The sequence below is a fragment of the Natronomonas salina genome (assembly GCF_013391105.1).
In the GTDB taxonomy this organism is placed as follows: domain Archaea; phylum Halobacteriota; class Halobacteria; order Halobacteriales; family Haloarculaceae; genus Natronomonas; species Natronomonas salina.
Genome location: NZ_CP058335.1, coordinates 748,049 through 771,774 on the forward strand (window position 1 = coordinate 748,049; position 23,726 = coordinate 771,774).

30 protein-coding genes and 1 pseudogene are annotated in these 23,726 nt (G+C 59.1%); 21 read left to right on the forward strand and 10 right to left on the reverse strand.

The annotated features are described in order from the left end of the window. Positions 1-72: 72 nt before the first annotated feature. The 8 genes and pseudogenes from HWV07_RS04175 (at position 73) to HWV07_RS04210 (ending at position 9,016) form a co-directional block, all read left to right on the forward strand. Positions 73-561, forward strand: a complete 489-nt coding sequence (locus tag HWV07_RS04175; protein ID WP_178333091.1) for an Lrp/AsnC family transcriptional regulator — start codon at positions 73-75, stop codon at positions 559-561. Continuing rightward, a complete protein-coding gene (locus HWV07_RS04180) occupies positions 558-1,700 on the forward strand; it encodes a pyridoxal phosphate-dependent aminotransferase (protein ID WP_178333092.1) in 1,143 nt (380 codons plus the stop codon). The genes HWV07_RS04175 and HWV07_RS04180 overlap by 4 nt, the downstream gene beginning before the upstream one ends. A gap of 231 nt (positions 1,701-1,931) precedes the next feature. Then, positions 1,932-4,297 (forward strand): annotated as a pseudogene (locus HWV07_RS04185) (type II/IV secretion system ATPase subunit); the annotation flags it as partial. Between the two features lie 26 nt (positions 4,298-4,323). Further along, positions 4,324-6,339: a type II secretion system F family protein gene (locus tag HWV07_RS04190; RefSeq protein WP_178333093.1), complete on the forward strand. Its 2,016-nt coding sequence runs from the start codon at positions 4,324-4,326 to the stop codon at positions 6,337-6,339. A 7-nt stretch (positions 6,340-6,346) separates the two neighbouring features. Next, on the forward strand, positions 6,347-6,907 hold the full coding sequence (locus HWV07_RS04195; protein WP_178333094.1) for a DUF7287 family protein: 561 nt from the start codon (positions 6,347-6,349) through the stop codon (positions 6,905-6,907). Between the two features lies 1 nt (position 6,908). Beyond that, complete coding sequence (locus HWV07_RS04200; RefSeq protein ID WP_178333095.1) at positions 6,909-7,505, forward strand: DUF7288 family protein; 597 nt, start codon at positions 6,909-6,911, stop codon at positions 7,503-7,505. Positions 7,506-7,797: 292 nt separating this feature from the next. Beyond that, the gene (locus HWV07_RS04205; protein WP_178333096.1) at positions 7,798-8,274 is read left to right on the forward strand and encodes a DUF7266 family protein; all 477 of its coding nucleotides are present in this window, start codon (positions 7,798-7,800) and stop codon (positions 8,272-8,274) included. Beyond that, positions 8,267-9,016 carry a DUF7289 family protein gene (locus HWV07_RS04210; protein WP_178333097.1) on the forward strand — a complete coding sequence of 250 codons (750 nt, stop codon included), beginning with the start codon at positions 8,267-8,269 and terminating at the stop codon, positions 9,014-9,016. The genes HWV07_RS04205 and HWV07_RS04210 overlap by 8 nt, the downstream gene beginning before the upstream one ends. A gap of 402 nt (positions 9,017-9,418) precedes the next feature. On the opposite strand, the gene HWV07_RS04215 is transcribed toward HWV07_RS04210, so the two are convergent. Further along, the gene (locus tag HWV07_RS04215) at positions 9,419-10,867 is read right to left on the reverse strand and encodes a DUF7289 family protein (RefSeq protein WP_178333098.1); all 1,449 of its coding nucleotides are present in this window, start codon (positions 10,865-10,867) and stop codon (positions 9,419-9,421) included. A gap of 321 nt (positions 10,868-11,188) precedes the next feature. Between HWV07_RS04215 and HWV07_RS20180 the strand changes: the two genes are divergently transcribed. Further along, positions 11,189-11,287 carry a DUF7989 family protein gene (locus HWV07_RS20180; RefSeq protein WP_484549446.1) on the forward strand — a complete coding sequence of 33 codons (99 nt, stop codon included), beginning with the start codon at positions 11,189-11,191 and terminating at the stop codon, positions 11,285-11,287. Between the two features lie 86 nt (positions 11,288-11,373). After that, positions 11,374-11,604, forward strand: a complete 231-nt coding sequence (locus HWV07_RS04220) for a DUF7385 family protein (protein ID WP_178333099.1) — start codon at positions 11,374-11,376, stop codon at positions 11,602-11,604. A 13-nt stretch (positions 11,605-11,617) separates the two neighbouring features. On the opposite strand, the gene HWV07_RS04225 is transcribed toward HWV07_RS04220, so the two are convergent. Then, on the reverse strand, positions 11,618-11,824 hold the full coding sequence (locus HWV07_RS04225; protein WP_178333100.1) for a hypothetical protein: 207 nt from the start codon (positions 11,822-11,824) through the stop codon (positions 11,618-11,620). Positions 11,825-12,088: 264 nt separating this feature from the next. Between HWV07_RS04225 and HWV07_RS04230 the strand changes: the two genes are divergently transcribed. Then, on the forward strand, positions 12,089-12,631 hold the full coding sequence (locus tag HWV07_RS04230) for a DUF8159 domain-containing protein (RefSeq protein ID WP_178333101.1): 543 nt from the start codon (positions 12,089-12,091) through the stop codon (positions 12,629-12,631). Between the two features lie 6 nt (positions 12,632-12,637). Here HWV07_RS04230 and HWV07_RS04235 read toward each other — a convergent pair whose 3' ends face one another. Together HWV07_RS04235 and HWV07_RS04240 are read right to left on the reverse strand one after the other, a co-directional pair. Further along, on the reverse strand, positions 12,638-13,543 hold the full coding sequence (locus HWV07_RS04235) for a universal stress protein (RefSeq protein WP_178333102.1): 906 nt from the start codon (positions 13,541-13,543) through the stop codon (positions 12,638-12,640). 1,823 nt (positions 13,544-15,366) lie between these two features. After that, the gene (locus HWV07_RS04240) at positions 15,367-16,374 is read right to left on the reverse strand and encodes a tyrosine-type recombinase/integrase (protein WP_178333103.1); all 1,008 of its coding nucleotides are present in this window, start codon (positions 16,372-16,374) and stop codon (positions 15,367-15,369) included. Positions 16,375-17,039: 665 nt separating this feature from the next. Between HWV07_RS04240 and HWV07_RS04245 the strand changes: the two genes are divergently transcribed. Further along, entirely contained in the window at positions 17,040-17,711 is a 672-nt protein-coding gene (locus HWV07_RS04245; RefSeq protein ID WP_178333104.1) for a DUF8102 family protein, read from the forward strand. A gap of 3 nt (positions 17,712-17,714) precedes the next feature. On the opposite strand, the gene HWV07_RS04250 is transcribed toward HWV07_RS04245, so the two are convergent. Both HWV07_RS04250 and HWV07_RS04255 read right to left on the reverse strand, forming a co-directional pair. Beyond that, positions 17,715-17,861: a hypothetical protein gene (locus HWV07_RS04250; protein ID WP_178333105.1), complete on the reverse strand. Its 147-nt coding sequence runs from the start codon at positions 17,859-17,861 to the stop codon at positions 17,715-17,717. Between the two features lies 1 nt (position 17,862). Further along, positions 17,863-18,105, reverse strand: a complete 243-nt coding sequence (locus HWV07_RS04255) for a hypothetical protein (RefSeq protein WP_246279830.1) — start codon at positions 18,103-18,105, stop codon at positions 17,863-17,865. Positions 18,106-18,426: 321 nt separating this feature from the next. Here HWV07_RS04255 and HWV07_RS04260 point away from each other — a divergent pair, with 321 nt between their 5' ends. From HWV07_RS04260 to HWV07_RS04285, 6 genes are read left to right on the forward strand one after another with little or no spacing between them, the layout of a single operon-like run. Beyond that, entirely contained in the window at positions 18,427-18,765 is a 339-nt protein-coding gene (locus HWV07_RS04260; protein ID WP_178333106.1) for a hypothetical protein, read from the forward strand. Then, on the forward strand, positions 18,766-18,906 hold the full coding sequence (locus tag HWV07_RS04265; protein WP_178333107.1) for a hypothetical protein: 141 nt from the start codon (positions 18,766-18,768) through the stop codon (positions 18,904-18,906). It begins immediately after the preceding gene. Then, complete coding sequence (locus HWV07_RS04270; RefSeq protein ID WP_178333108.1) at positions 18,903-19,250, forward strand: hypothetical protein; 348 nt, start codon at positions 18,903-18,905, stop codon at positions 19,248-19,250. The genes HWV07_RS04265 and HWV07_RS04270 overlap by 4 nt, the downstream gene beginning before the upstream one ends. Further along, positions 19,247-19,453 carry a DUF5805 domain-containing protein gene (locus HWV07_RS04275; protein ID WP_178333109.1) on the forward strand — a complete coding sequence of 69 codons (207 nt, stop codon included), beginning with the start codon at positions 19,247-19,249 and terminating at the stop codon, positions 19,451-19,453. Before HWV07_RS04270 ends, HWV07_RS04275 begins: the two co-directional genes overlap by 4 nt. Continuing rightward, positions 19,434-19,655: a hypothetical protein gene (locus tag HWV07_RS04280; protein WP_178333110.1), complete on the forward strand. Its 222-nt coding sequence runs from the start codon at positions 19,434-19,436 to the stop codon at positions 19,653-19,655. Before HWV07_RS04275 ends, HWV07_RS04280 begins: the two co-directional genes overlap by 20 nt. Beyond that, entirely contained in the window at positions 19,652-19,807 is a 156-nt protein-coding gene (locus HWV07_RS04285) for a hypothetical protein (RefSeq protein WP_178333111.1), read from the forward strand. Before HWV07_RS04280 ends, HWV07_RS04285 begins: the two co-directional genes overlap by 4 nt. A gap of 72 nt (positions 19,808-19,879) precedes the next feature. Here the strand turns inward: HWV07_RS04285 and HWV07_RS04290 are convergent, their stop codons facing one another. After that, positions 19,880-20,200 (reverse strand): hypothetical protein, encoded by a 321-nt coding sequence (locus HWV07_RS04290; protein ID WP_178333112.1) that lies wholly within the window; start codon positions 20,198-20,200, stop codon positions 19,880-19,882. Beyond that, positions 20,193-20,705: a winged helix-turn-helix domain-containing protein gene (locus HWV07_RS04295; RefSeq protein WP_178333113.1), complete on the reverse strand. Its 513-nt coding sequence runs from the start codon at positions 20,703-20,705 to the stop codon at positions 20,193-20,195. The genes HWV07_RS04290 and HWV07_RS04295 overlap by 8 nt, the downstream gene beginning before the upstream one ends. A 115-nt stretch (positions 20,706-20,820) precedes the next feature. On the opposite strand from HWV07_RS04295, the gene HWV07_RS04300 reads away from it, so the two are divergent. Both HWV07_RS04300 and HWV07_RS04305 read left to right on the forward strand, forming a co-directional pair. After that, a complete protein-coding gene (locus tag HWV07_RS04300; RefSeq protein WP_178333114.1) occupies positions 20,821-21,099 on the forward strand; it encodes a hypothetical protein in 279 nt (92 codons plus the stop codon). 134 nt (positions 21,100-21,233) lie between these two features. After that, entirely contained in the window at positions 21,234-21,791 is a 558-nt protein-coding gene (locus tag HWV07_RS04305; RefSeq protein ID WP_178333115.1) for a hypothetical protein, read from the forward strand. On the opposite strand, the gene HWV07_RS04310 is transcribed toward HWV07_RS04305, so the two are convergent. Then, the gene (locus HWV07_RS04310) at positions 21,765-22,166 is read right to left on the reverse strand and encodes a hypothetical protein (protein WP_178333116.1); all 402 of its coding nucleotides are present in this window, start codon (positions 22,164-22,166) and stop codon (positions 21,765-21,767) included. The genes HWV07_RS04305 and HWV07_RS04310 overlap by 27 nt on opposite strands. Positions 22,167-22,377: 211 nt before the next feature. Here HWV07_RS04310 and HWV07_RS04315 point away from each other — a divergent pair, with 211 nt between their 5' ends. Further along, positions 22,378-22,629, forward strand: coding sequence for a hypothetical protein (locus HWV07_RS04315; RefSeq protein ID WP_178333117.1), 252 nt, complete (start codon positions 22,378-22,380; stop codon positions 22,627-22,629). Between the two features lie 58 nt (positions 22,630-22,687). Here the strand turns inward: HWV07_RS04315 and HWV07_RS04320 are convergent, their stop codons facing one another. Continuing rightward, a complete protein-coding gene (locus tag HWV07_RS04320) occupies positions 22,688-23,248 on the reverse strand; it encodes a hypothetical protein (RefSeq protein ID WP_178333118.1) in 561 nt (186 codons plus the stop codon). Between the last annotated feature and the right edge of the window lie 478 nt (positions 23,249-23,726).

The following is a 23,726-nucleotide window of genomic DNA, read 5'->3' on the forward strand; positions in this document are numbered from 1 at the left end:
TCGGGCCGGTCGGCGTGCGACGGCGTGCCGGAGGCTCGCAACGCTTTAGTCCGCGCTATCCCGGGTACCCGTATGGACGAGCGCGACGAACTCCTCGAACTGCTGTGCGAGAACGCCCGCTACTCGACGGCCGACCTCGCGCGCCTCACCGGGCGGGACGAGGAGGCAGTCGAGGAGGCCATCGACGAACTCGAGGCCCAGGGCGTCGTACAGGGGTACACCGCCATCGTCGACTGGGACGCCGTCGGCGACGAGCGCGTGCAGGCCCACGTCGAGTGCAACGTCACGCTGGACCGCGAGACCAGCTACCGCGACGTCGCAAAGCGGCTGGCGGGCTTCCCGGAGGTCCAGGGCCTCCGGCTGGTCTCCGGCGACTACGACTTCGCCCTCGAGGTGGAGGGCCAGAACATGCGGGAGGTCTCGCGGTTCATCAGCGACAAGGTCGCGCCGCTGCCGGAGATCACCCAGACGGTCACCCACTACATCATGGAGACGTACAAGCAGGGCGGCTACCGATTCGACGACGGCGGCGACGACGATCGCCTGTCGGTCACGCCATGACGCTGACGCCCTCCGACCGCGTCGCCGAGGTGCCGCCCTCCGGCATCCGCCGGTTCTTCGAACTCGCCGAGGAGATGGACGACGTTATCTCCCTTGGTGTGGGCGAACCCGACTTCTCGGCGCCGTGGGCCGCCCGGGAGGCTGCCATCACCTCCCTGGAGCGCGGGCAGACCTCCTACACCGCCAACCGGGGCAAGCGCGAGCTCCGGGAAGAGATCGCCCGCGACGTCCGCCGCTGGAACCTCGAGTACGACCCCGACGACGAGATCCTCGTCACCGCGGGCGCCAGCGAGGCCCTCGACCTCGCCTTCCGCGCGCTGGTGAACCCCGGCGACACCGTCGCGGTCGCTCAGCCCTGCTACGTCTCCTACGAACCGGGCGTCACGTTCGCGGGCGGCGAGGTCCTCGACGTCCCCACCCGCGTCGAGGACGAGTTCAAGCTCACCCCCGAGGTGCTCTCCGAGGCCGGCGCCGAGGACGCCGACCTGCTGGTCTACTGCTACCCGAACAACCCGACGGGCGCGACGATGAACCGCGCCGAGCTGTTCGAGGTCGCGCAGTTCTGCCGGGAGCACGACGTCGACGTCCTCTCCGACGAGATCTACGCCGACCTCACCTACGAGGGCGAGCACGTCTCCATCGCCGAGTTCGACGGCATGCGCGAGCGGACCGTCGTCTTCAACGGCTTCTCGAAGGCCTACGCGATGACGGGGCTCCGCCTCGGCTATGCGATGGGGCCGGCCGAGGTCATCTCGGCGATGAACCGCGTCCACCAGTATACGATGCTGTCGGCGCCGACGACGGCCCAGCACGCGGCCATCGAGGCGCTGCGGAACTGCGAGGAGGAGGTCGCGGAGATGCGCAAGCAGTACGACCGCCGGCGGAACTTCGTGCTCTCGCGGTTCGAGGAGATGGGCGTCGACTGCTTCGAGGCGACGGGCGCCTTCTACGTCTTCCCGGAGTGTCCGGGCGACGACGCCGAGCAGTTCGCCGAGGACCTCCTGGAGGCCGAGCAGGTGGCGATGGTCCCCGGGTCGGCGTTCGGCGCCGGCGCGGACGGCCACCTCCGGGCCTCCTACGCGACCGGCCTCGACGAACTGAAGGAGGCGATGGATCGGCTCGAGCGGTTCGTCGCATAACCCCGGGCCGTTCTCAAGCCGCTTTCATCCGCCGATTTCGGGGTCGAGAGCCAGCCCTTCGGACGAATCGGCCCGTGAAAGGGTCACAACCCTTTTTCACTGAGATGATGAAGGCTGGTGGTAATGGCTATTGATGAGTCGGATGCGGGAGATGCTGGACCTGGGGGGCCGGCCGATGCCGTCGACTCGGATACCACGCCCGGTGCCGACGAAGGGGATGTCAACGGGCGAGAGGAAACGCCCACAGTTGGCGAGTATGACTGGGAAGATTTCAAGCAAGAGTACTACTACGACGAGGAGGGTGAAGAACCAGAGGACGCGGAGTTCGAACCCGAAGAATTCCTCGGCTTCAATCCTGACTCCCTCTCGGATGTCGTCGGAGCGGCCGGCGTCGGGGCGACGCAACTGACCGAACGCGCCAACGAACGGACGGTCCGCGTCGACCCGGATATCAACGAAGACGAATTCTTCACCAATCCCGACGGCACGACGACCGTCGCGAACCGCTACGATCTCGAGAAGGCCGTCCCCCAGGAGAAGAAGCACCACTTCCGGGAGGTCGACCGCTACTGGGTGAACAAGCCCTACGCGTTCGTCGTCATCTTCCACTCCGAGAAGGAAAACGAGAAGAAGTACTACCTCATCGAACCGCACCTCACGCCCATCGAGTCGGACCTCCGGGAGTTCATCTCCGGGAAGCTGAAGACTGCGATCAAGTACTCCAGTGACGACGTCATCGTCCAGGGCGACGAGGACGCCCGCGCCAACGTCATCGAGACCGAGACGCACGCCCTCCTCGACCGCTACGATCTCTACGACGAGGGCGCCAAGCCCGACGAGAGCTTCCTTGATGGCATCAAGGGGCTCTTGAACCGCGACGAGGAGGTCGAGGTCGAAGAGGACGAAGGGCCAGCGGAGCTGCAGGGCGTGGCGGCCCGTCCGGAGCCCGCCATCATCGAGGAGGACTCACAGACGCTCACGACCTACCAGATCGAAAAGCTCCTCTACCTGCTGAAGCGAGACTTCATCGGCTTCGAGCGCATCGACGGCATCAAGCACGACATCAACATCGAGGACATCTCCTGCGACGGTTACAACTCGCCGGTGTTCGTCTACCACGGCGACTACGAGCAGATCATCACGAACGTCTACCACGGCGAGGAGGAACTCGACGAGTTCGTCGTCAAGATGGCCCAGCGCTCCGGGAAGGGGATCTCCAAGCGGAGTCCGCAGGTCGACGCCACCCTCCCGGACGGCTCGCGCTCGCAGCTCACGCTCGGCCGAGAGGTCTCCGATCACGGGACGAACTACACCATCCGGCAGTTCAAGGACGTCCCGTTCACCCCCATCGACCTCATCAACTGGAACACGTTCTCCCTGGAGGAAATGGCGTTCCTCTGGCTCTGTATCGAGAACCACAAGTCGCTCATCTTCGCCGGAGGTACGGCGTCCGGGAAGACGACGTCGCTGAACGCGGTGTCGCTGTTCATCCCCTCGAAGGCAAAAATCGTCTCCATCGAGGACACCCGCGAGGTCGAACTGCCCCAGCGCAACTGGATCGCCAGCGTCACTCGGCCTTCCTTCTCCGACGGCGACAAGGGTGACGTCGACGAGTTCGACCTGCTGGAGGCCGCCCTCCGACAGCGGCCCGAGTACATCGTCATGGGTGAGATCCGTGGTGAGGAGGGCCGGACGCTCTTCCAAGTCATGTCGACGGGTCACACCACGCTGACGACGTTCCACGCCGACTCCGTCGGCGAGGTCATCAAGCGGTTCACGACCGACCCGATCAACGTCTCGAAGACGATGTTCACGGCGCTGGACCTCGTGTCCATCCAGACGTCGACGCGGGTACAGGGCAACAAGGTCCGCCGGAACAAGTCGCTGACCGAGATCAACCACTACGACCCCGAAAACGACGAGATCAACGTCCAGGACGTCTACCAGTGGCAGGCCGAGACCGACGAGTTCCTGAAGATGGGCGAGTCGAACACCATCGACGAGATCATGTTCGACCGCGGGTGGTCCCGCCAGCAGAGATCGAGGAGGAGATCTTCATGCGGGAGATCGTCATCGCCTACCTCATCAGCGAGGGCCTCAACACCTACACGCAGGTCGCGGCGACGCTGCAGGCGTTCATCAACGACCAGGAGACCATCCTGGCGCTGATCGCCAACGACGACCTCGAACGTTCCCTGGAGGACCTCCGGGAGATGGAGTCCGTCAAGATCGACATCGACCCCGACAAGGAGGCGATGGTCCCGCGGCCCTCCGCCAGCGAGGAGATGCAGCGGGTGGTCGACGGCATCCTCGAGGACGCCGACGGGCTGCTGGAGCGCTACCGCGGTGAGACGCCGGATAAGGACATTGCAGATGCCCTCGTCATCGAGGAATCCGACGACATTGCGGTCGGCGCCGATGATAGCGATGGTGCCGATGATAGCGATGGTGCCGATGATAGCGATGGCGACGGTGAAGACACCGATGCAAGCGACAGTGACGGCTTCGACTACGGCGGCTTCGCATTCGAGGCAGGTGGTGAAACCGAATCAAATGACGAGGCGACGACCGACGGCGGTGAAGCCGACGATGGCGTCGATATCTTCGGCAACGAGGACGAGCGATGAGCTTCGGCTCGGCCGGTTCCACCGGCGGTGATGATTCACTCGCCAACGCGTTCTATCCGCTGTACCGCCGAGTCTTCGGTGATAACAGCGACTTCGTCGCCAATCTCGAGCGGAAGCTCGCCGAGGCTCGCGTCCCCCAGACCGTCGAAATCTATCTCTCGCGGGCACTTGCGATCGGCGTCCTGGTTGGTGCGGGCCTCTGGTTGATTGGGACGCTGCTCGGCTGGGCTATCGTCACCTTCCTGGTCACGACGCCACCGGTGTTTCTTGGCCTTCCGATGCCCGAGCCGTATCTCTCGATGATTAACGACCTGAAGATCCCCTTCATCATCGTCATCTCGGGGCTGATATTTGGCTCCATCGGCTTCGGCACCGGCTTCGGTGGAATGGTTGCCAAACCGTATCTCGATTCCGACGCCCGGAAACGTGAGATCAACGTTCTGCTGTCGGATTCCATCTCCTTCATGTACGCGCTGTCCGTCGGCGGTCTCAACCAGCTCGAGATTCTCCAGGCGATGGCGAAGGCCGACGACACCTACGGCGAGGTCGCCCTCGAGTTCCAGTCGATCGTCCTCGAGACGGAGTACTTCGACACCGACTACCGGACCGCGATCCGGAACCAGGCGATGGAGACGCCCTCCGAAGAGCTCAGTCAGTTCCTGACGGACATGCTGTCGATCATCAACTCCGGCGGGGACATGGAGAGATTCCTCGAGGACCAGAAGGAAAAGCACATGCGGACCTCCCAGCAGGAACAGGAACTCGTCCTCGAGACCCTCGAGCTGTTCGGCGAGATGTTCATGACGCTGTCGCTGTTCCCGCTGTTGCTCATCATCATCCTCGTCATCATGTCGATGCTCGGGGAGGCCCAGGACATGCTGCTGTACGGGACGGTCTACGGGCTGATTCCGCTCATCGGGGTCGGGTTCCTGGTGCTCGTCTCGACGGTCGTCCAAGACGAGGTCGGCGACGGCTACCTGCGGACCGCCGACGGCGAACTCGGCGACGAGTCCAACGAGATCTTCGACCTCGGCCTCGTCGAGCAGTACACCGGCGAGTACGGTCTCTTCGACCGCATCAAGTCCCGCGAAGGCGTCTACGTCACGCTGAACGTCCTGAAGGAACCGCATATCTTCTTCCGGGACCATCCGCTGGCGGTCCTCGCGTTGACCTTTCCGGTGTCGCTCGTCCTGATGGCGTTCTCAGTGATGGCGGGGTTCGCGCCGACGACCACCGACGGCCTCATGTCCTCGCCTGTCCGGGGGACGTTCTTCTGGGTCTATCTCCCGCTGTACGTCAACCTCCTGCCGCTGACGATCTTCTACGAGTGGAACGTCCGCTCGCGGAGCGCCGTCACGAACAGCCTCTCCGACAACCTCCGGAAGCTCTCCAGTGCGAACGATACCGGGATGACGCTGCTGGAGTCGCTGAAGGTCGTCGCCGACACCTCCTCTGGAAAGCTCTCCGACGAGTTCCAGACCATGTACGCGAAGGTGAACTACGGGACCAGCCTGAAGACAGCGTTGCGGGAGTTCAACAACAAGTACCACATCCCCCGGCTCGCCCGGACGGTCAAACTCATCTCGAAGGCCCAGGAGGCCTCCAGCCAAATCACGCAGGTCCTCTCGACGGCCGCGCAGGCCTCCGAGAATCAGGACGACATCGAGCGGGACCGCAAGTCCCGGACGCGGATGCAGATGGTCATCATCATCATGACCTATTGTACGCTGCTCGGCGTGATGGCGTTGCTGAAGGTGGAGTTCCTCGACACGATGGCTGGCCTCACCGAGCAGGCGTCCTCCGCGCAGAGCGGGGGTGGCGGTGGGGGGATGCAGCTCGGCGGCGGCCTCGACATCGACATGCTCACGATGCTGTTCTTCCATGCCGTCACCCTCCAGGGAATCATCTCTGGGTTCATCGCTGGCTACATCCGTGACGTGAGCCTCCTGGCAGGCCTGAAGTTCGTCGTCGTCCTGCCGACGCTGGCGCTCATCGTCTTCATGATGGTGTGAATCTTCCATGTACCCCACAGACCACCAGGACGGCCGGGCGCAGACGACGCTGGACTTCGCCATCGCGATGGGCGTGTTCCTGCTCGCCGTCGCGTTCGTCTTCACCTTCATCCCGTCGCTGACCTCGCCGTTCATCGACGGCAACCAGGAGCAGTCGGCCATCGCCGACCGCGTAGCGAGCAATCTAGTCGAGGGATCGCTGGCCAACCCTAACGAGCCATACATCTTGAATACCACCTGCACCACCGGATTCTTCGGAGAAGACGACAGCGCGACGGTCACCGGCTGTGGATACAATACCGATAATGGCGACTACAGACAACGAATCGGGGTCAGTGAGCGTCCGAAGATCAACATCTCCCTCGTAGAGATCGACGAAGAGACGCGCGTTCAGAGCTCCCTCTGTTATGATAAAACAGGTGAAACGGTCGTCACAGTTGCTGAAAGCAGCTGTGATACGCCCTACCGTATTGGCGGCGATTCCGAGAAAGCAGAGTCCGTCACCGTTGCGCGACGGGTCGTCAGCATCGACGGTAGAGATGCAACACTGTTCGTGAGGGTGTGGTAAAATGCGTCCCCCCAGCCAAGCAGCACGAGGCCAGGCATACACCCTGGAAGCGTTCATCGCCGCGTTACTACTGGTAGCGAGTCTCACGTTCGCGCTCCAAGTGACAGCAGTGACGCCGCTGTCGGCCAGTACTGCCAACCAGCACATCGAGAATCAGCAACGTTCGTCGGCTGTTGGGCTATTGGCTGCAGCCGACGAGAATAGCTCTCTCAAAGAGGCCGTGTTGTACTGGGACCGAACGGAAAACACGTTCCATGGGACCACAGGAATGGGCTACTACACGAACGGGTATTCTGAGAACACGTTCGGGAAGATGGTCGACCGGGCCTATGGAGACCGAGGACTTGCCGTGAACATCATCGTCCACGTAGAGAATCAAACGTCCCCACAGCGGATGGTCTATCACGGCGAGCCCAGCGATAACGCCGCCTCAGCCAGTCGAAGGGTCACCCTCTATGACGATGACTCGATTCGGGCTGCGGATGGAACGACCGACGTACAACTCTCGACCACTGACGAGTTCTATGCGCCTGACGCCCATCCCGGAAGCGACGTGTACAACGTCGTGCGTGTGGAGGTGATCGTATGGCGGATGTGAGCCGGTGGCACTATGATGGGGACCCCTCGTCATTCCGCCGTTTCAGCGCCGCCAGAGGGACGCCTGTGAGAACCTTTGCTAATGATATGGAACAGCAGGTGAGCGACCCGTTCGCGAGAGAGACCGACGGGACTCACAGGGGACCCGAGACCTGTTCCGAGGACCACTCTCAACGGTCCACTCATGGAACGTCTTATCCGTGGCAGCAGCCTAATCACGTGGCGATTAATCGCCCTACGGCCATGGAGATCCCCTGGAAGGGTGACCTGATGTTCGAGAGGGAGGAGCTGGTATGACCCATTTCCAGGCCGACAGTCGAGGTGTCTCACCGGTCTTTAGCTACGTGTTGACACTGTCGGTCGCCACTTTGCTGGTTGGCGGCTTGCTTATCAGTGCCGGTGGATTCGTAGACGATCAACGAAAGAATACAGCCAGGAGCGAACTCCAGGTGATCGGCCAACAGGTATCGGCAGATATCTCGGCCGCCGACCGGCTCGCTCGCACCGCGACCACCGAGGATATCGAGGATATCCGGGTTCGGAGAGGACTCCCTCAAGAGGTCGTTGGCACACCGTACAGGATAGAGGTGGTTCACAGCGGCGGTTCGAGTGAGCCGCAGCTGCGACTCTCATCGCCCCAACTGGATGTGGTCGTCACCGTCGGTATCGCGTCGAAAATTGCCGTCGACGGCTCTGCAGATGGTGGAGGCGTCGTAGTGCAGATCGACACGTCCACCGGCGATCCGGAGGTGAAATTACAGAATGACTGATGACCGCGCGGTGAGTGAGGTGGTCGGATTCATCCTCGTGTTCTCAATCATTCTGGGGACCATCAGTTTCGTCTATGTCGGCGGCTTCACCGGACTGCAGGATACACGTGATCACGAACAGCTGGCGAACGCGGAACGTGCCTTCGACGTCCTCGCGAATAACTTCGAGGATATCGGCCTCAACAAAGCACCCAGTCGTGCAACCGAGATCAAACTCGCCGACGCCCGAATCACGGTCAGGGATAACGGTCGGATGTCGATAAACGCCACTTCTCTGGCGACGGCTGCCACGGCTCGACCTCGCCCGATCGTCTATGATGCAGGTGGCGATACCCAAATCGTCTACGAGAACGGTGCCGTCATCCGCGAGGATGGAGATTCTGCAGTGATGCTCCGCGAACCCGACTTCATCTTCAATAGTGAGCGAACGGTACTCCGCTACATCGAACCTCGGGGTGGGTCCGAATCAGTCTCTGGTTCGACGACGGTACTCGTGCGGGCCGAAGAAAGCCATTCTCGCCTCCTTGCCTCCGTCGCTGAACCGAATACAGTGACCCTCAACTTCTCGACCACTCCCAACCGGGCACCCGTCTGGGAGAGCTACTTTGAAGCTGAACTTGACGATCTCGGCGGTGATTGCACCATCAATGAATCCGGCTCAGATATCGCCCAGATCGACTGCGAGTTCGAGACGAACTACCTTCATGTCGCGCGGTCGAGACTCTGGGTGGACGTAACCTGAGAGAACGACACTTGGCACCGTCCCCGGATTGAAGCAGAAGGATGCTTTCAGGAGTGGGTCAAAGCGTCAACTCTCCCCGAGGGTAACGTCCCCTCCATGGCTGGGTTCGGGGTCATGCAATACCTCTTGGCCCTCAAGTACGGTTAAGGTATGGCGAGCATCCGAGAGGGAGGCAGTATCCTTTTGTGCCGTATTCGGAACGACGTCACCGCGAACCGTACGAATACAGGCACGGGACTCACCCATCATTGAACTATGGAGGGTCACCGATTGTTTGGCCTCCTCCCACCCCTTGAGGGTGGGCTTCCGCTCGCTACATGTCAGTCATATCGGGCCCGTCGACTTCATCCGTGGCGTGACGTGCGAGACATCCGCCACGGATGTTCCGTATCCGTACGTCGATCAGTCGAATTCGACAGTGACGTTGTTCTCCGTGATATGGAGGAACGTGATAACCCTGCCATCGCCTGTATACTGGATATTACCGCTCGAGGCGTCACTGATACCAGCGTTGTTCCCCTCCAGAATATTGAGATTCATGTCTCCCATCTCGACGACGTAATATTGGATGAGAGTATCGATGTTCTCGGAGCTCTTGTCACCCGGGTACGTCGTTCCGTCGAAGCTCGTTGAGCTTTTGTTGGACTCGGCGTCCCCTCTGAATCGCGGCAGGCTCTGTCCATTACCGCCACGTTCGTACACATCCGCCGACGTATAACTCATCTCTGTAGATGACAGGAAATCAACCCTGAGCACTGGTTCACTCCCCTCACATTCGATAGTGAAGTCCTGATCATTCTGCCATGTTTCGTAGTTCGCTCCCCCATCTGCGCTATAGTACATGACTACATTGACGGGCACTTCACCGGGAGTATCGTCGCTACAATCAGGCTGGCCGTCCGAGGCTTCGATGTAGACCTCGAACTGCTTGTCGCCTTCCTCAGCGCTCATCGACCATTCGAAGTTGTTGAAACCAGAATTCTGTCCGGCCCCATCCTGATCGACACGGAACGTGAGGTCGAATTGACCACCCTCAAAGTCCTCAACCCCGCGCATTGTCAGTTCGGGCTCGTTAGCGATGGGGAATTCACCCTGTGTTCCAATCGAGTAGATTTCGGCGGTTACATTCCCATCCGTACAGCCTGTGACGTTCCCGTCGGTCCGGGTCTCGAAATAGCGCTTCCAGCCCCCGCAATACTGGCTCTGGACAGTCACCTTCATCGTCCCCGAGGAGATCGGGTTCTCCATCGCAGTTTCTGAACCGGGGTAATCTTCATCTCTTGGGAAGACGGGATTCGGTGGGCCAGATCGACTCACACGAGCCGAGATATCGCCTGCGCCGTTCCCCCCACCCGAGACGCGGATGATGGGAAAGGTGAGGGTCGCGTCCCGATAGTGGAACTCCGGTGATGAAACCATAGATGACCCACCGCCGTCGGACCGCCATACACCGCCACCCTGATAGGAGATCACTGTGTCGCCGAGCGTATAATCGACTGTCCCCAGTGATTTGCTATAGATCACGTCTTCCTCCCCGTTCCCGGTCCGGTTCTCGTGGACGATGGTCACGTGCCCAGCTTCTGGATCGATCGAATACTGTCCATTAGCACCACCGATCCGGACGGTCTGTACCTCGGATTCCCCAAGTGCGACTTGCGCTGCTCGAGAGTCGAACTGTGTCATCGCCTGCTCGGCCTGGCCAACTTGTGACTGATGGCGGCCCCCGTCGAGGGCAGCGCTACCGAACATGACCACAGCAGAGGCTGCAGCTAACGTCATGCCAATGATGAGGACGACGCCGATGACCGAGGATTGTGCTCGCCTCTGGTCGCGTGTGCGTCCTCTATCCATAGGCTGATACTTCTCTCACTGGGATATAAGGTACCTGTCCGATTCATCTGCTGAATTCGACGATTCGGTCGACGCGATGAACGGGATTTGACACGGGGATGTATACCGATCAGAGGGTCCGTCCCCGAAGTCCACCGTTGACCAGTCACCCAAATGGTGTTCTGATTCGGGAGAAATAAGAGACACTTGCACGCCCAAAATGGCCATCTGTATTGTCACATGCGGATTATCGTCCATTCGCAGAATATCAATATGGTATTAGGTGTTATAGGCAGACTCATGAAACGGTTAAGTACGCCAGATGTGCTACGACCTCACAAGATGGCAGAGAAACAGACCCTCAAAGACATCGATCACACACCGCCGGCCGGCGAATCGGTCTCGAACGTCTGGGAACGCGGCAGCGAACAGGCGGACTGAGTCAGAGGTCTTCTCCCGGCGGCACCCACCCAGCAAGAGCCATCGCTGTCACGAACGTTCAATAGGAATCGCTCGTAGTGACGCGTATGGACATCGACACGGACGAACTACTCGCGTCGCTGACCCCCCGTGAGGAGAACTCGGCGATCAAGTCCTACCAGAACACGGTCTCGGTCGCCTGCCCGGCCTGCGAGGAGCCCTTCGACGACCTGGTCGTCTGCAAGCAGAACCCCACGAGCCTCAACCTCTCGAAGCAACTCGACCTCTGCGTCGGCGTCGAGGACGAGCAGGCGTTCATCTTCACGCACAAACCCTAGCCGCGATTCTGCGTCACTCGGCGTCCGAGCCTGCGTCCGCCCACGGACCGACGCCCCAGATTTGCCCGGCGATCCAGCCGGCCAGCAACGGCAGCACGAAGCAGAGACCGATGACGCCGACGTACCGCATCGGCGGCGCCTGGACGGCGAGGTACCCGAGGTAGAGCGACCCGACGAACGGCCACGCCAGCCGCAGCCACGACCGGACCTTCGCGAACATACCCTACCGTCGCCGGCCGACTCAAAGAGCGTTCCGTGCGACACCCCAATCCTTATATCCGACACCCAATCACGTGCACCCGGTTTCCGGCGGACGGCACATCCCCTGTCCCGTCGTCGCGGCGGAAACCGGGTGCACGCGACCACGCACGTCGCGTGCTTTCTCACGGATTCTCCGTTACAGGAATCCCTCTACAGAGACCCCACATAGGCGACCGTCTATCTTCGGGGGTACGCTTAGGCCCGACGACCCGAACGGTCGGCTATGCGCCGACGACGGTACCTCTTGCTCTCTGCGACCGCGGTCGCGACCGTCGCCGCCGGATGCTCGAACGGCGGCGCCGGTGAGGACGGCAGCGGCGAGGGGTTGGACAACGGCATCGTGATAGAACGAATCCGAGGCGTCCTCGAAGAGGAGGGCGTACAGATTCACGAGCTGAGGGACGGCGGCAACGTGGTGACGCTCGAATACGCCCCCGGCAAGCTACCCGATGACGCCGGCGAGTCCGAGATCGAGACGCGCGTCGAGGAGACGATCCGGTCGGTCTCCCAGGAGTACTACCAGCCGATCGTCGGTCCGGGCAGCGGCTGGCAGGCCGACCGGCTCGAGGCGAGCGTGCTGGTCGACGGGACCGTCGTCGCCAGGTACCGCCTGGAGACGGCGTGGGCCGAGGAGTGCAGCGGGACGGGCGATACGGCCAGCTGCATCGAGGAGCGCGTCCAGAACAGCGTCGAGCGGCCCCAGGCGAGCGGTGGGGCCAACGGGACCGAGGACACCGAAGGAACCGAGGACGCTGACGGGAACTGACGCGGTTCAGCGATCGAAGACGCGGCCGAGGAGCGAGCGCTCGGCCCGGCGCTTGGCAATGACGACCGGTGGGGCGGCCTCACGGGCGACGCGCTCGGCGACGGACCCGACGACGCGACGGGTGAGCGCCCGCTCGCGGGTGGCGCCGAGGACGACGAAGTCACTCTCGGCAGCCCGCGCGACGACGCTGTCGGCGACGTCGCTTGAGGTCTCGACCTCCGTCCGACAGGTGACGCCGGAGAGCAGCTCCTCGGCAGTCGCGACGTGCTCCTCTGCGGTGGACAGCGTCGATTCGTCAGCGTCTGGGGGCACGTAGGTGACCACCGAGACGGCGGCGTCGTTGGCATCGGCGACGGCCGCTACGAGGTCCGTCGCGGGCTCGAGGTGCGGGCCGCCGACGGTCGGGAGCAGAATCTCGTCCATCCCGTCGGCGGTCGTGCCGACGCGCTCAACGAACACGTCGCAGGGAGCGCGGCCGACGACGCGATCGACCGTCGCGCCGAGGACGAAATCCGACGGCCGGGCGACCTCCTGCCACCCGAGGAGGATCGCGTCGGCGTCCGAATCTGCTTGTGCCGTCAGGATGGCCTCGGAGACGTCGCTCCCGACGAGGAGGTGTCGACGGATCGGCACCGGGGCGTCCTCGGCGAGTACGGCCGCCCGCTCCAGGAAGGGCGGGCGCCGCTCGTCGTACTCGTCGCGGATAAGATCGCTGGAGAACAGCAGGAACGGCGACGTCACGGGCTTGTGGATGACGCTGACGACCAGCACCTCGCCACCCGTCGCGAGGTCCGTCGCGGTCCGCAGCAGCTGGTCGACGTGATCCGGGTTGGACAGCGCGACGAGGACGGTAGCGCCGTCACTGGAGCCGTCGACAGGTTCGTCCTTGAGGACCGTCCGTACGCCAACCATAGTCTAGCACATAGGGGACCTAGTACAAGAAATCCCCGTGCCGACTAACATTCAAACTGAAGACAACCGGAGGTAGCGTCAAATTATTCCGCCTTCAGGCGGAGATGGAGGTCAACCTCAAGCGGGCAGTCACTACACCTGCACGATCGGTTGGCGGATGCTGACTCGGTCGACGATGAGTCAACGTCCGAGACCGCGACAGGTCTGGCCAGCTGCCGGCAACAGAACACACTCCCGAAGCCCGCAAGGCAGCACTAGCCTGCTTTCGTTCGTTGGGGTCCCTCGCTTGACGAGCTCGTAGTGACCATCTAGGCGCTCTTGATCGTCCTCACCCGGTTAACCCGAGCGAGTTTTTCAGATGCGATTCTCGATATTCATAACCGAGCAGCGATCCCTGCGATCTACTGCCAACTACAGAGAGCCGCTCATCCGCAAGTATACCCCGGCGAGAGCCCTGTAGTTCACACTCTGAGTGTCGTTTCTAGCCGCAGAATCCAACTTCGACGAAGCAACCTGGTGAGTGGATGCAGATTCCTCAATACCTCCGAAACGTAGGGTTTTCGACCTCTTCCGTCGGATCTGGGTGCCGCAGTCATCTGCGTCAGGTTAGAGGTATGAATCACGTTCGAGCCGTGACCTCGAACACCCCGGCAACATCAACTACAGCGCCCCGCCGTCACCGGGTTTCAGGAGATGCGTAACGCCGCGATCAAGGAATACACTCTATCAGTGTTTTGCGGGTTTCGACATCTCTCAAGCCCGGGTTCGGCCGTTTGAGGGTTATCGGCCAGCCATCTTGATTTAAAAGATATATGATATAATGGCCCATGTTATCCGCGATACTGACAACTACAGGGACTCGCTTTCTATCGATTTCCGAGAACGAGACCAAACACTCCGTTACCTGATAATAGTACATCCCATCGCTGAGACCGCGCGATAGCGGCCCTCTATCCGATAATCGCCAGCATCGATATCGTTGGGTTCCCCGGTTGACCTTGAATCCAGCCGACCATTTACTACAGATTGCTCTGTACAGCCTTTCTTGCGGATAATCCGGTCTCTGTAGTTCGGGTCGGTGACGTAGTGCCCACCCGAGCTCGATTTAGGACTCGGTGGTCCCCCACTGTCTCCATATTAACCCCAGCCTCTCCCCGTACCCTGGGAATGACCTATCTGAGGGGATAGCGGTCACTCCTGCTTCCGGTTGAAGAAAGCGTCTGGATTACAGAGATTCGAGGAGAAGGCCCACGACGTCAGGCGTGGGATGAATCCGACCACGGGCGATACGATCCATCCTCGATAGCAGACCGAGGGTTGCTGAAAGCCCTACACCCGATAGAGATACATAATTGAATACGGTTACAGCAGAGTTGCACGATCTCGATGACGTTCAGGGAATCGACGGGACTGGCCCGGACTGGATAACTACCTGCCAACACTATGGGAACGGATTCTCCAGACCGGGCGTGTGACCCGTGCAGGGCATGACTAGGAATCAAACAGTGGCGCACCAGTCCTGCTGTTGGTTTCCGTTCTTGGCTCCGAGGAGCGTTACTGGTCTTCGGACTGCTTGGCCACACACCACTCGAAGATCTCCTGCTTCAAGTCGTCCGGCGTCTCCCCAAACAGACACCCGAGCCTATACCCCACTCCGACACTCGATGTACTTGGACGATGCACGGCTACAAATCGGCCGCTGTCGGCTCCATGGTAATCGAGTGGAAGAAAGATGGACTCGCCGGGGCTTCGTCAAGACGGTGGCCTGCCGAGGCTAGGGTAGAATCGTGTCGTCGCTGTCGTGGAGTGGAATTCATCAGTCTCTATTCCTCCTCGAGAAACTCTCGTCGGATCTCCATCTTCTCGCGCTCTGTCCGCTCGTCGTAGTGCTGATCGAGCACGTCGCTCGAGACGTTCGAGCGGTCCGACACCACCTCCTGGGGCGTCCCATTCCGAAGGTGGTCCGTGATCGCCCCACGGCGGATACCGTGCGGCGAGCGAGACGACGGGCAGCCGGCGCGCTTCCCGTGGCTCCGATAGGAGCACGTCTCGGGATCTTTGTTGTGCGGGCAGCCGCCGACCTCGCACGGCTGGGTAACGCGGTAGATCGTCTCGCGGATCGACCCGTCGCTGAGTCGGCCCTGTGAGCTCGTGATCAGTGGGCGTCGCCCGTGGTCGTCGGTGACCGAATCGCGGTTGTGCTGGAGGTAGTCCTCCAGGACGCTACAGTAGTACGAGCCGACGGCGATCGACCGCTCCGCCGCGGCCTTGTTCTTTAGAGGTGTCCCGCTCTCCGGCCGGTGCCGGAGGTCGAGACACCGCGCGTCGGAATCGAAGTCGTCGACGTCGAGCGCGCGGAGCGTCCCGAGCCGGATGCCGGTATGCCAGAGGACCGCGACGACAACGTGGTCGCGGCTGGCGTACGAGAATTGCTCGAGGTGCTCGAGGATCTCGTCGGCGCGCGCGGCGTCGAGGTGCTCGTCACGCGCCTCGTCCTCGGGCTCGATATCGGGGAGCTGGACGCGCTCGCGCATCCCGGGCTCGACGGCGTCGATCGCCGCGCAGAACTCGAGAAACACACGGAACGTCTGGAGCTCGCCGCGGAGCGTCACGGTCTTCACTTCTTTGCTCCGCCAGACGCGGTACCGGTGGATGTCGCGACCGGTGAGCGCGTTCATGTCGTCGAGATCGTGGCGACTACAGAACTCGAGGAATTGATCGAGTCGGTAGCGCTGGTTCTGGAGAGATTTCTCTGAGAGTTCGGGGTCGCGTTCGGCGAGGTACCACTCCACGGCCTCGGCAGGCGTCGTGGGTTCGAGTCCATCGCTCATAGAACCCCGATGCCCGTCTCTCGCCGCGCTGGGAAAGGTACTTCGCCGCTCGTCGCTCTCACTGCTCATTATGACGACCTCCCCTGAAGGTGCTTCCTCCGGTAGCGGTCGGGGCGATCGCTCCGCATCGCGGCGTTGAGCCGGTCGAGCTGCGAGGCCGTGATATCATCTTCGATGGATTGATCGACGCCCTGGAGGGCGTATTCAGCTCGCCAGCCGGCGCTGGCGTCCGGTTCTCCGTCTTCGGGACTGGTCGCGTTTTCAGTGGTGTGTGCGCTCATTGGGTCGGGAGAGAAGCCCCCGACGACGAGTGAGCCGAAAAAGCGAAATGCACCCAGCCCGTAGGGTCGGGTGACACCCGTCGTTAGGGTTGTCTTCCATTTGGTCAGTCGCGGCGCTCAGGGGCCGTTGGTCCGGTCCCGTCACAGCGCCGTTGATTCTACAATCGGTGAGAGTCATCTGTGTGTTTGGGGAGTTTCTTGCATTAGGCGGTCTAATACGTCCGAATAGCTTTCCTGTCCGCGTTTGAGGGATCTGACTCGGTCCCTCACATCGGGCGTGACAGAGATCGTTGTGTATTCGTTCGCCGCCATGGTTGCTTCATAGGAGCCATAGGTTATAAGCGTCATTACCCCGTTGAGAAGTAATGAGTAATACCCATTACCATGACAGAACACCGAGGCTTTCTCACGGATGTCGACAAGTTGTTTCTCCAAGGCGGGAAGGCATATGACTCTAAACAACAGCGATATGAGCGCAGACGAGCGATTCGAGAACGCACCAGAGAGGCGTTCAAGGATTTCGCCGTGCTTTACGGGTCGCTCAGCGAGGAAGAACGAAACAAGATATTCGACGTTGGGGAAAGTGTAACCGACCAAGAGGCGCTGAACGAATTCCAGGACGGACTCGTCGATACGATTGCTTTCATGTACTTGTCTTTGGAGGGGGAAAGCGATTCGGACGCGATCTATCACCGATCGTTCCGAGTGCCATTCGATACAATCCTTAAGCAGGGTGTGAAGAAGGGCGAAGCCGATCGGCAACCTGGCGAAACCCTCCGAATCAGGATCGCCGTCGATTTCGACGTTGACGTGAGTAATATGGAGATGATCGATGCAGAGCGAGCAATCGATAAAATTGCCCGGCTCCGGGACAACGAACTCACGGAGAAGGAAATGCAAAGCCTCCTCCATGGATTTGACCCAGCAAGAGGGATTCATGGCGACTGGGACGATTTGTCCGATCGAATCAGGGAGCGTCGCGACGAGATAGAAATGACGTTTCCAGCACTTGAGCAGAAACGGAGTGAACAGAATCCCGACACCGACGAGGAGTAGCAGTCACTCGGGTCGGACCGCGACGGGATACTCAGGGGAGACATCATCACCCCCGCAGTACGGGCACGCGGTCGGGGTGTCGACGACGTAGAATGCTTTCGAGCAAGCCCCGCAGAACGCGGCGGCCGCGGCCTCGGTATCGGATAGCATCTCACTCCTCGCGTTCGTCCTCACAGACGACGTCGCGGAGCTCATCGCCGAGGGTGTCGTGATGTTCGTCGAGAACTTCGAGGTCGTCCTCCAGTTTCTCGATTTTGTCTCTGACGCGCGTGATCACGCGGTAATAGTAACTCTCTGAGACCTCGTCGTCGCCTGCGAGGATTTCTCGCTCTCGGTCGGTGAGGATCGCCCGGTAATCCTTGTCCGGCACATTTGGGAAGTCTGTAGCTGCCATATTACTCCTTGTGGTAGCATGCCTAAATAGATTACTCTGAGGAGTAGGCTACTCAGTGGAGTAAGAGTTATATGACTAGCTACTCTATGGAGTAATAGAGACAGACCGGTCACTCAGGGCGTCGATCCTCGCGAGAAACGCCCGGGTGTTGCACCACCCAGGCCGGGTGTCTCTGGAGAGACCACCCATGCAGACCCAACATACGGCGAAAGATGAACCCAGCGATGAACTAACCGACAACTGCGGATGCACGGCACTGATGTCGTGCTTTGATCACTACCTCACGGAACGCGGCCGCCCCGCAATCCGGAGGATCAACTGATGGCGGTGACGACCAATACGGTCGATGGCACCGAGGACGACGAGCTCGACGCTCGCGCCCTCGGCGAGTACATGACCGTCCTCGATGACGGCGACGTCCGCGCCCGCTCGGCGCCCGACCTCTACACCGTGACGACCCAGAGCGGTCGCGAGTACCTCGTCGATGCCACACTCCCCGCCTGCGAGTGCCCGGATCACGAACACCGCGACCGGATCTGCAAGCACATCCGCCGCGTCCAGTTCGCGACCGGGCGCCGCGAGTTCCCCGAGTGGGCCGAGGATCATCACGTCGATCCCCAGCTCGGCATGCACGTCAACGACGTGCAGGAGGACGAGTAGATGCCGAAGGTTACCATGAGCGGAGAGGGAGACACGATCATCGAGGCTATCTACGACCTCTCGTTGAACGTCGAGGCCGCCCTTAAGCGCGCCAAAGCCGCGAGCGACGAAACACCTGACGCTACTGGAGACCGCCCATGACGCACGAACCCACCGAGATCACGATCGAGAGTAACGCCGAAACCATCCCTGCCGACGGCCTCGGGGTTGACCTCGAGAACGCCGCCGACCCACTGAACGAGCTCCGGGTTGCAATCGCGAAGCGCGAGCAGCCCGCGTGGAACGTCACAACACTCGTCGAAATCGACACCGAGACTGCCGAGCGCTTCCGTCCCGCCTTCGAGCAAGCAGTCAACGACCCCAGCGAGGATCTCCTCGATCTCATCAACAACTACGCGGCGACCGACGTCCAGCTCACGATCCACGGGTATGACCCCGAATACTACTTCGAGGAGCGGAGCGAAAAGGAACGTGACCGTCTATGACGACCGACACAATCATTAACGCGCTCGATACCGACGACCCGATCACCTGGGATGAACTCGTGGACGCGACCGGTCTCGACGAGGACACCCTCGACACCAAGATCGGGGAGCTCCAGTTCGAGGGCACCGTCCGGGTGCGGGGCCGTGAACCCCACGGCTTCTACCTGACTGACGAGGGAAAGCGTGACAACGACGACGTGTAGGCGCTGCGGGACCACGTTCGATACGAGTCGCGAGCCCGCCACCCGAGGCGCCGACCCCTCGCGCTGCCCCAGCTGCGGCGCGGAGAACGACGCGCCTCGAGGTGACGGCGGCGACGTCGACGAGACGATCCGCGTCCCCCGTGACGCCGGCGAGATCGAGGTTACTGTGACGCTCACAATCAACAACAGGAGGAATCCATGAGACGCAACATTACCGACGCCACAATCGAAGAGCGGATTCGCAAGCTCGAGGAAATCGAGGACGAACTTCGACTCGTCGCGGACACCGATTGCGCGTACACCAAGCTCGCCCGGCGCTGGCTGAGAGCTCTCAAGGACGTGCGCGGCTACTGAGCGCTCAGTCCTCGGTAATATTTCTCAAAAAAGGATGCCAAGGCTTCGGAGTGAAGTGAGTACTAATGATCTTCATCCATCATTTAGTTCTCGTACTTTCATCCGAACTCTTGAAATTATCCACTCCTCAGTTTCCTCCCCCTCTTCATCAGTATCGGTTACTTTCACATATGTGAACTTCCTGTTTTGGACGATATAATCACTCTCTTTAGTCTCATCCACCAATTCGCCCTGCTCTGAGTTGATTGAAGAGAGCTCAACTCTGTCACCCTCATCAGGGATAGGAAATTGATCAGAGACTAGGATAGCCAACAAATCACCTGTTTCCTCAGACAGGAACTCAATCCCAATTCGATTGGTGCCAGAAATTTCGAATACTTCGTCGTCAGCCATTTTGCTCACCTGCAAGGAACTTGCTTATCTGCTCTTCATCCTGCGTTTTTTGTGTAGCAGATTTCTCTTTGGTCTCCTGACTAAGCTTCAATGCCTTCTCCACAGTGTTCAAACGAGATTCACCTGCTCTTTCCAGGATTTCGTCCGCATGATCGGATAGCTCCCTATGGAATTCGGCTAAGAGCTGAACGACCTCATTTTGCTTGTTGACCTGATACCGAGTTGTTCCCGCCTCATCGTACTCGGTCATGATCTCCAAGTCGAGCAGGAAATCTTTGTTACGGCTGAAGGTAGATCTTGAGATATTCGCCTGAGTTGCAATCTGTTCAGCTGTAAGTCTACTTGCGTTTCGGCGAATTAACGTGTCCAAGATTTTCGCCCTCCCTGGATTCTCAAGTAATTGGACGAATGGGGAGGATTCCGAGAATCTCCAACTCATACCCGGCTTTTCGTCTCCCCCATCAGGCGTGAGGCTATCTTCTGCCGTGGTTGAGTTGTATCTCATAACGGTGTAGGCCTTCGGGACCACGTCCTATAATTCTATCCATGCAATCGTCCCTTCCATCCATGCAAAGCGAGCAGCGAATCTATAAGTGTTTTGCAGGGGGTGAAGAGAGTACATGGCTTCGCTGCGGGACGATGAAAAATTGGCTCTGAAGGCCATTATCATCGAGCTTGTTGTTTTTAACAGCGGGATGTTCAAGGCGGGCCACTATATATCCGATATTGATAATGTAGTGGATGGATACTCACTGAACAATATTGAAAATATGGCAGAGGAATTGAATGGCTCCTACAATTGGGTAAATTATAAAGCAGGCCACATAAATATATCAAATAAAAATAAGGCCAAAGAGAAATTGAAGGAGCTAAGAGAAGAGTCCTTCTCATCAAGTTAATCTACACTCCTATTCCCGACAGTAGAGATAGCCCCAGCAAAGTAGCCAAGAGGAGTCTAAGATTAGGACAATCGGCTCCGCATCGAGCAAGACCCACGTAACGCTTTTTCGCACCTCGGTCCGTGACCTCACGTATGGCAATCTACGATGCTCTTCTGCGAATCCCGTGGTATATCGCCGTGTCTATTCTTCTGTCGCTCACGGTATTGATAGTATCTGCAACTAATCTCTATATGAGCCATTTTCAAAAGAAACGCTCTGACGTCCGCATCCGCCAGCGATTCCAAACGGGAGCCGTCATTATGCAGGAAAAACGGTTGGATATCGATCTATTCCTCTATGCAGAGAATAGAGGCGATCTGAACGCAAAGCTGGCGTATGGAGGGGTGGAGGGTGAGGTGACGTTCCACGGTCCAATTGAGGAGAAGAATGTGGAGTCATCGGAACTCGATCATACGAGCGGAGAGCTACAGTTTAACTCCCCGAATGAGGGTCTCCTGCCCCCTTCACACGGCTGTTCGCTGGTACTCCGCTTGTCGTTTCAGAAAGAAGGTCGAATGCGCGAACTCATCTACGACTATGAGCGAGCGGAGATCCCGTGGACCATCTCGGTGACAGAAGGGAAGAGAGATTACAGGGTCACAGGGCGGGCTACTGTCCGGTTATCAAATCCAACCTCGGTAGACGAGTGATTCCCGGATGAATGTTTGAGAAACGAGGTACCCCCAGTAAGCGAAAGAGGCGCCAATCATCACAGCCAGCGTTGCTGTAACTCGGAATTGCATTGGCCCAAAATTGGGAATCAGGAGAATACCGATGTAGAGGTATGCAATCGCAATGAGCTCGATAGTTATGCCGAATAGGATGCCCGCGATTGCAGCCGGGAGAGATGGCCAGTATCCGCCGAACGTGCTGAAAGGGGCCATTGCTTCTTCCCTTGACATGAAGAGACTCAGATCTTCATCTGTGGAGTGCTTGAATAGAAGGGTCAAACCAATACCGATGAGGAAATATAACGGTATCAACTCAACGAGCATCCAATATTGGTTTATATCTAATTCTCCCATATCCAAGGAACGACTTAATTGATATTAAATATAAGGGTTAGATGACAACTGACGCTTATCGATGTCGTCGGCGATTAGAGAATGTCGTCGTCGGAGTGCTACTCAATGTGTTCATTCTCGCTGAAAGCCTCCCAGTCACATGGATTCAACATCCCGCTTTACAACATGCACCAGGAGAATATTTAACACTGATAATCATTTTTAGATGAATATGGCATTGAAGAGAATTATCACCTGGCCATTTCGCTACATCAAACAGACTCTTCGCGTTCTTGTGATGATATTCCTCGCACCAATCCTAATCATGCTGGATCTGATTCTCTATCTCCCATATCGGATGGTTGTCGGGGGACTCTTCGGTGAAGGTGCTGGCAAAGAAATTGGTGCAGCAACCGATCGGTGGAAGGGATGGGTTAGGGAGGTCCTCAGAGGACTTTTGAAACTTGTCGGCGTCGGGGAGTGAGTTCACCGTTTTTGTTGAACAAGGTTACTGCGACCTACTCTGGAATCCAGGACGTCCCTCAGACGCTTGCTGAATCTATTGAAAAGTGGTCAGTATACACATCTAGTAGTTCCGCGACAAAATCGAAGAACACCATAGGGTGCGCATCTGCTCCCCCTGCCGAAATATGCGGATTTGAGCCTCTCACCCCCCGGATGGTTGGGGGTGTTTTGCCGCTTAACGGAGAGTTCCTAACCCGGGTCGGGAACCAGTAGTGGTTGAAGTAAACTATCACCTCAGCAGGTGGCTCAATCTCGTCAACGGCTTTAACTACTGTTTCATATGCATCTTTGTACTCCTCTTTCGTCCCCTCTCCTACCGGCGCCGGTGGGAGTCTGACACAAAATTGAGTCACGCGCCAGCCGTTCTTCGATTGTTCAAGGGCGGCAACACTGTAGGGCGTCCCTGCATTCCGATATGCTACATTGGCTGCATTTGTATGGCTTTTCAGTGATCGTGAGATTTTTGGTTGGAAAAGTAAGAAGTCGAGAACCGTTTGCCCCCCAATCCTGTGAGAAGATGCCTTAAACGCGAGCCGGTCTGCTCGCCGCTCAATGGATGGTAAATCTCTGATTGGCATCCGTTTCGACGGACATCCCGCACTGACTTTGTAGGGGTCAGGAACGAACGGAGTTATTTGTTTATAGGGGTCCATACAATAAAAGGAGGCGACGTTACTCTCTCGCCGAATTCGTCGAGCACTTTTCGATCCGCGCCACCAGTCATGTCCTCTATACTGACAGCGTAATCCTCCGAAATTGAGGTCATGGCTTCTGGGGTAGATTCAGATTTGGGGATTCTGGTGAAAGACTGTCGTGCGTGCTGGGGTCGCGCCTGCGACGGATCGGAACGAACACTTCCGGGAGTGGGTTGGCGGTCGTCTCGAGGACGACACTTGTAGACTGCCGGTCGGATCTGCACCGACCGGCGACGACTGGGACCCAATTTTGGAGAGCGGTCGTCACCCCTCTCGCCAGCGCCCACAGACACCGCCGACCGCCGCAGGTATCGCGCCAGCACGCACCACCTCATCGACAGGGCAGGACTGCGCTGTCGAT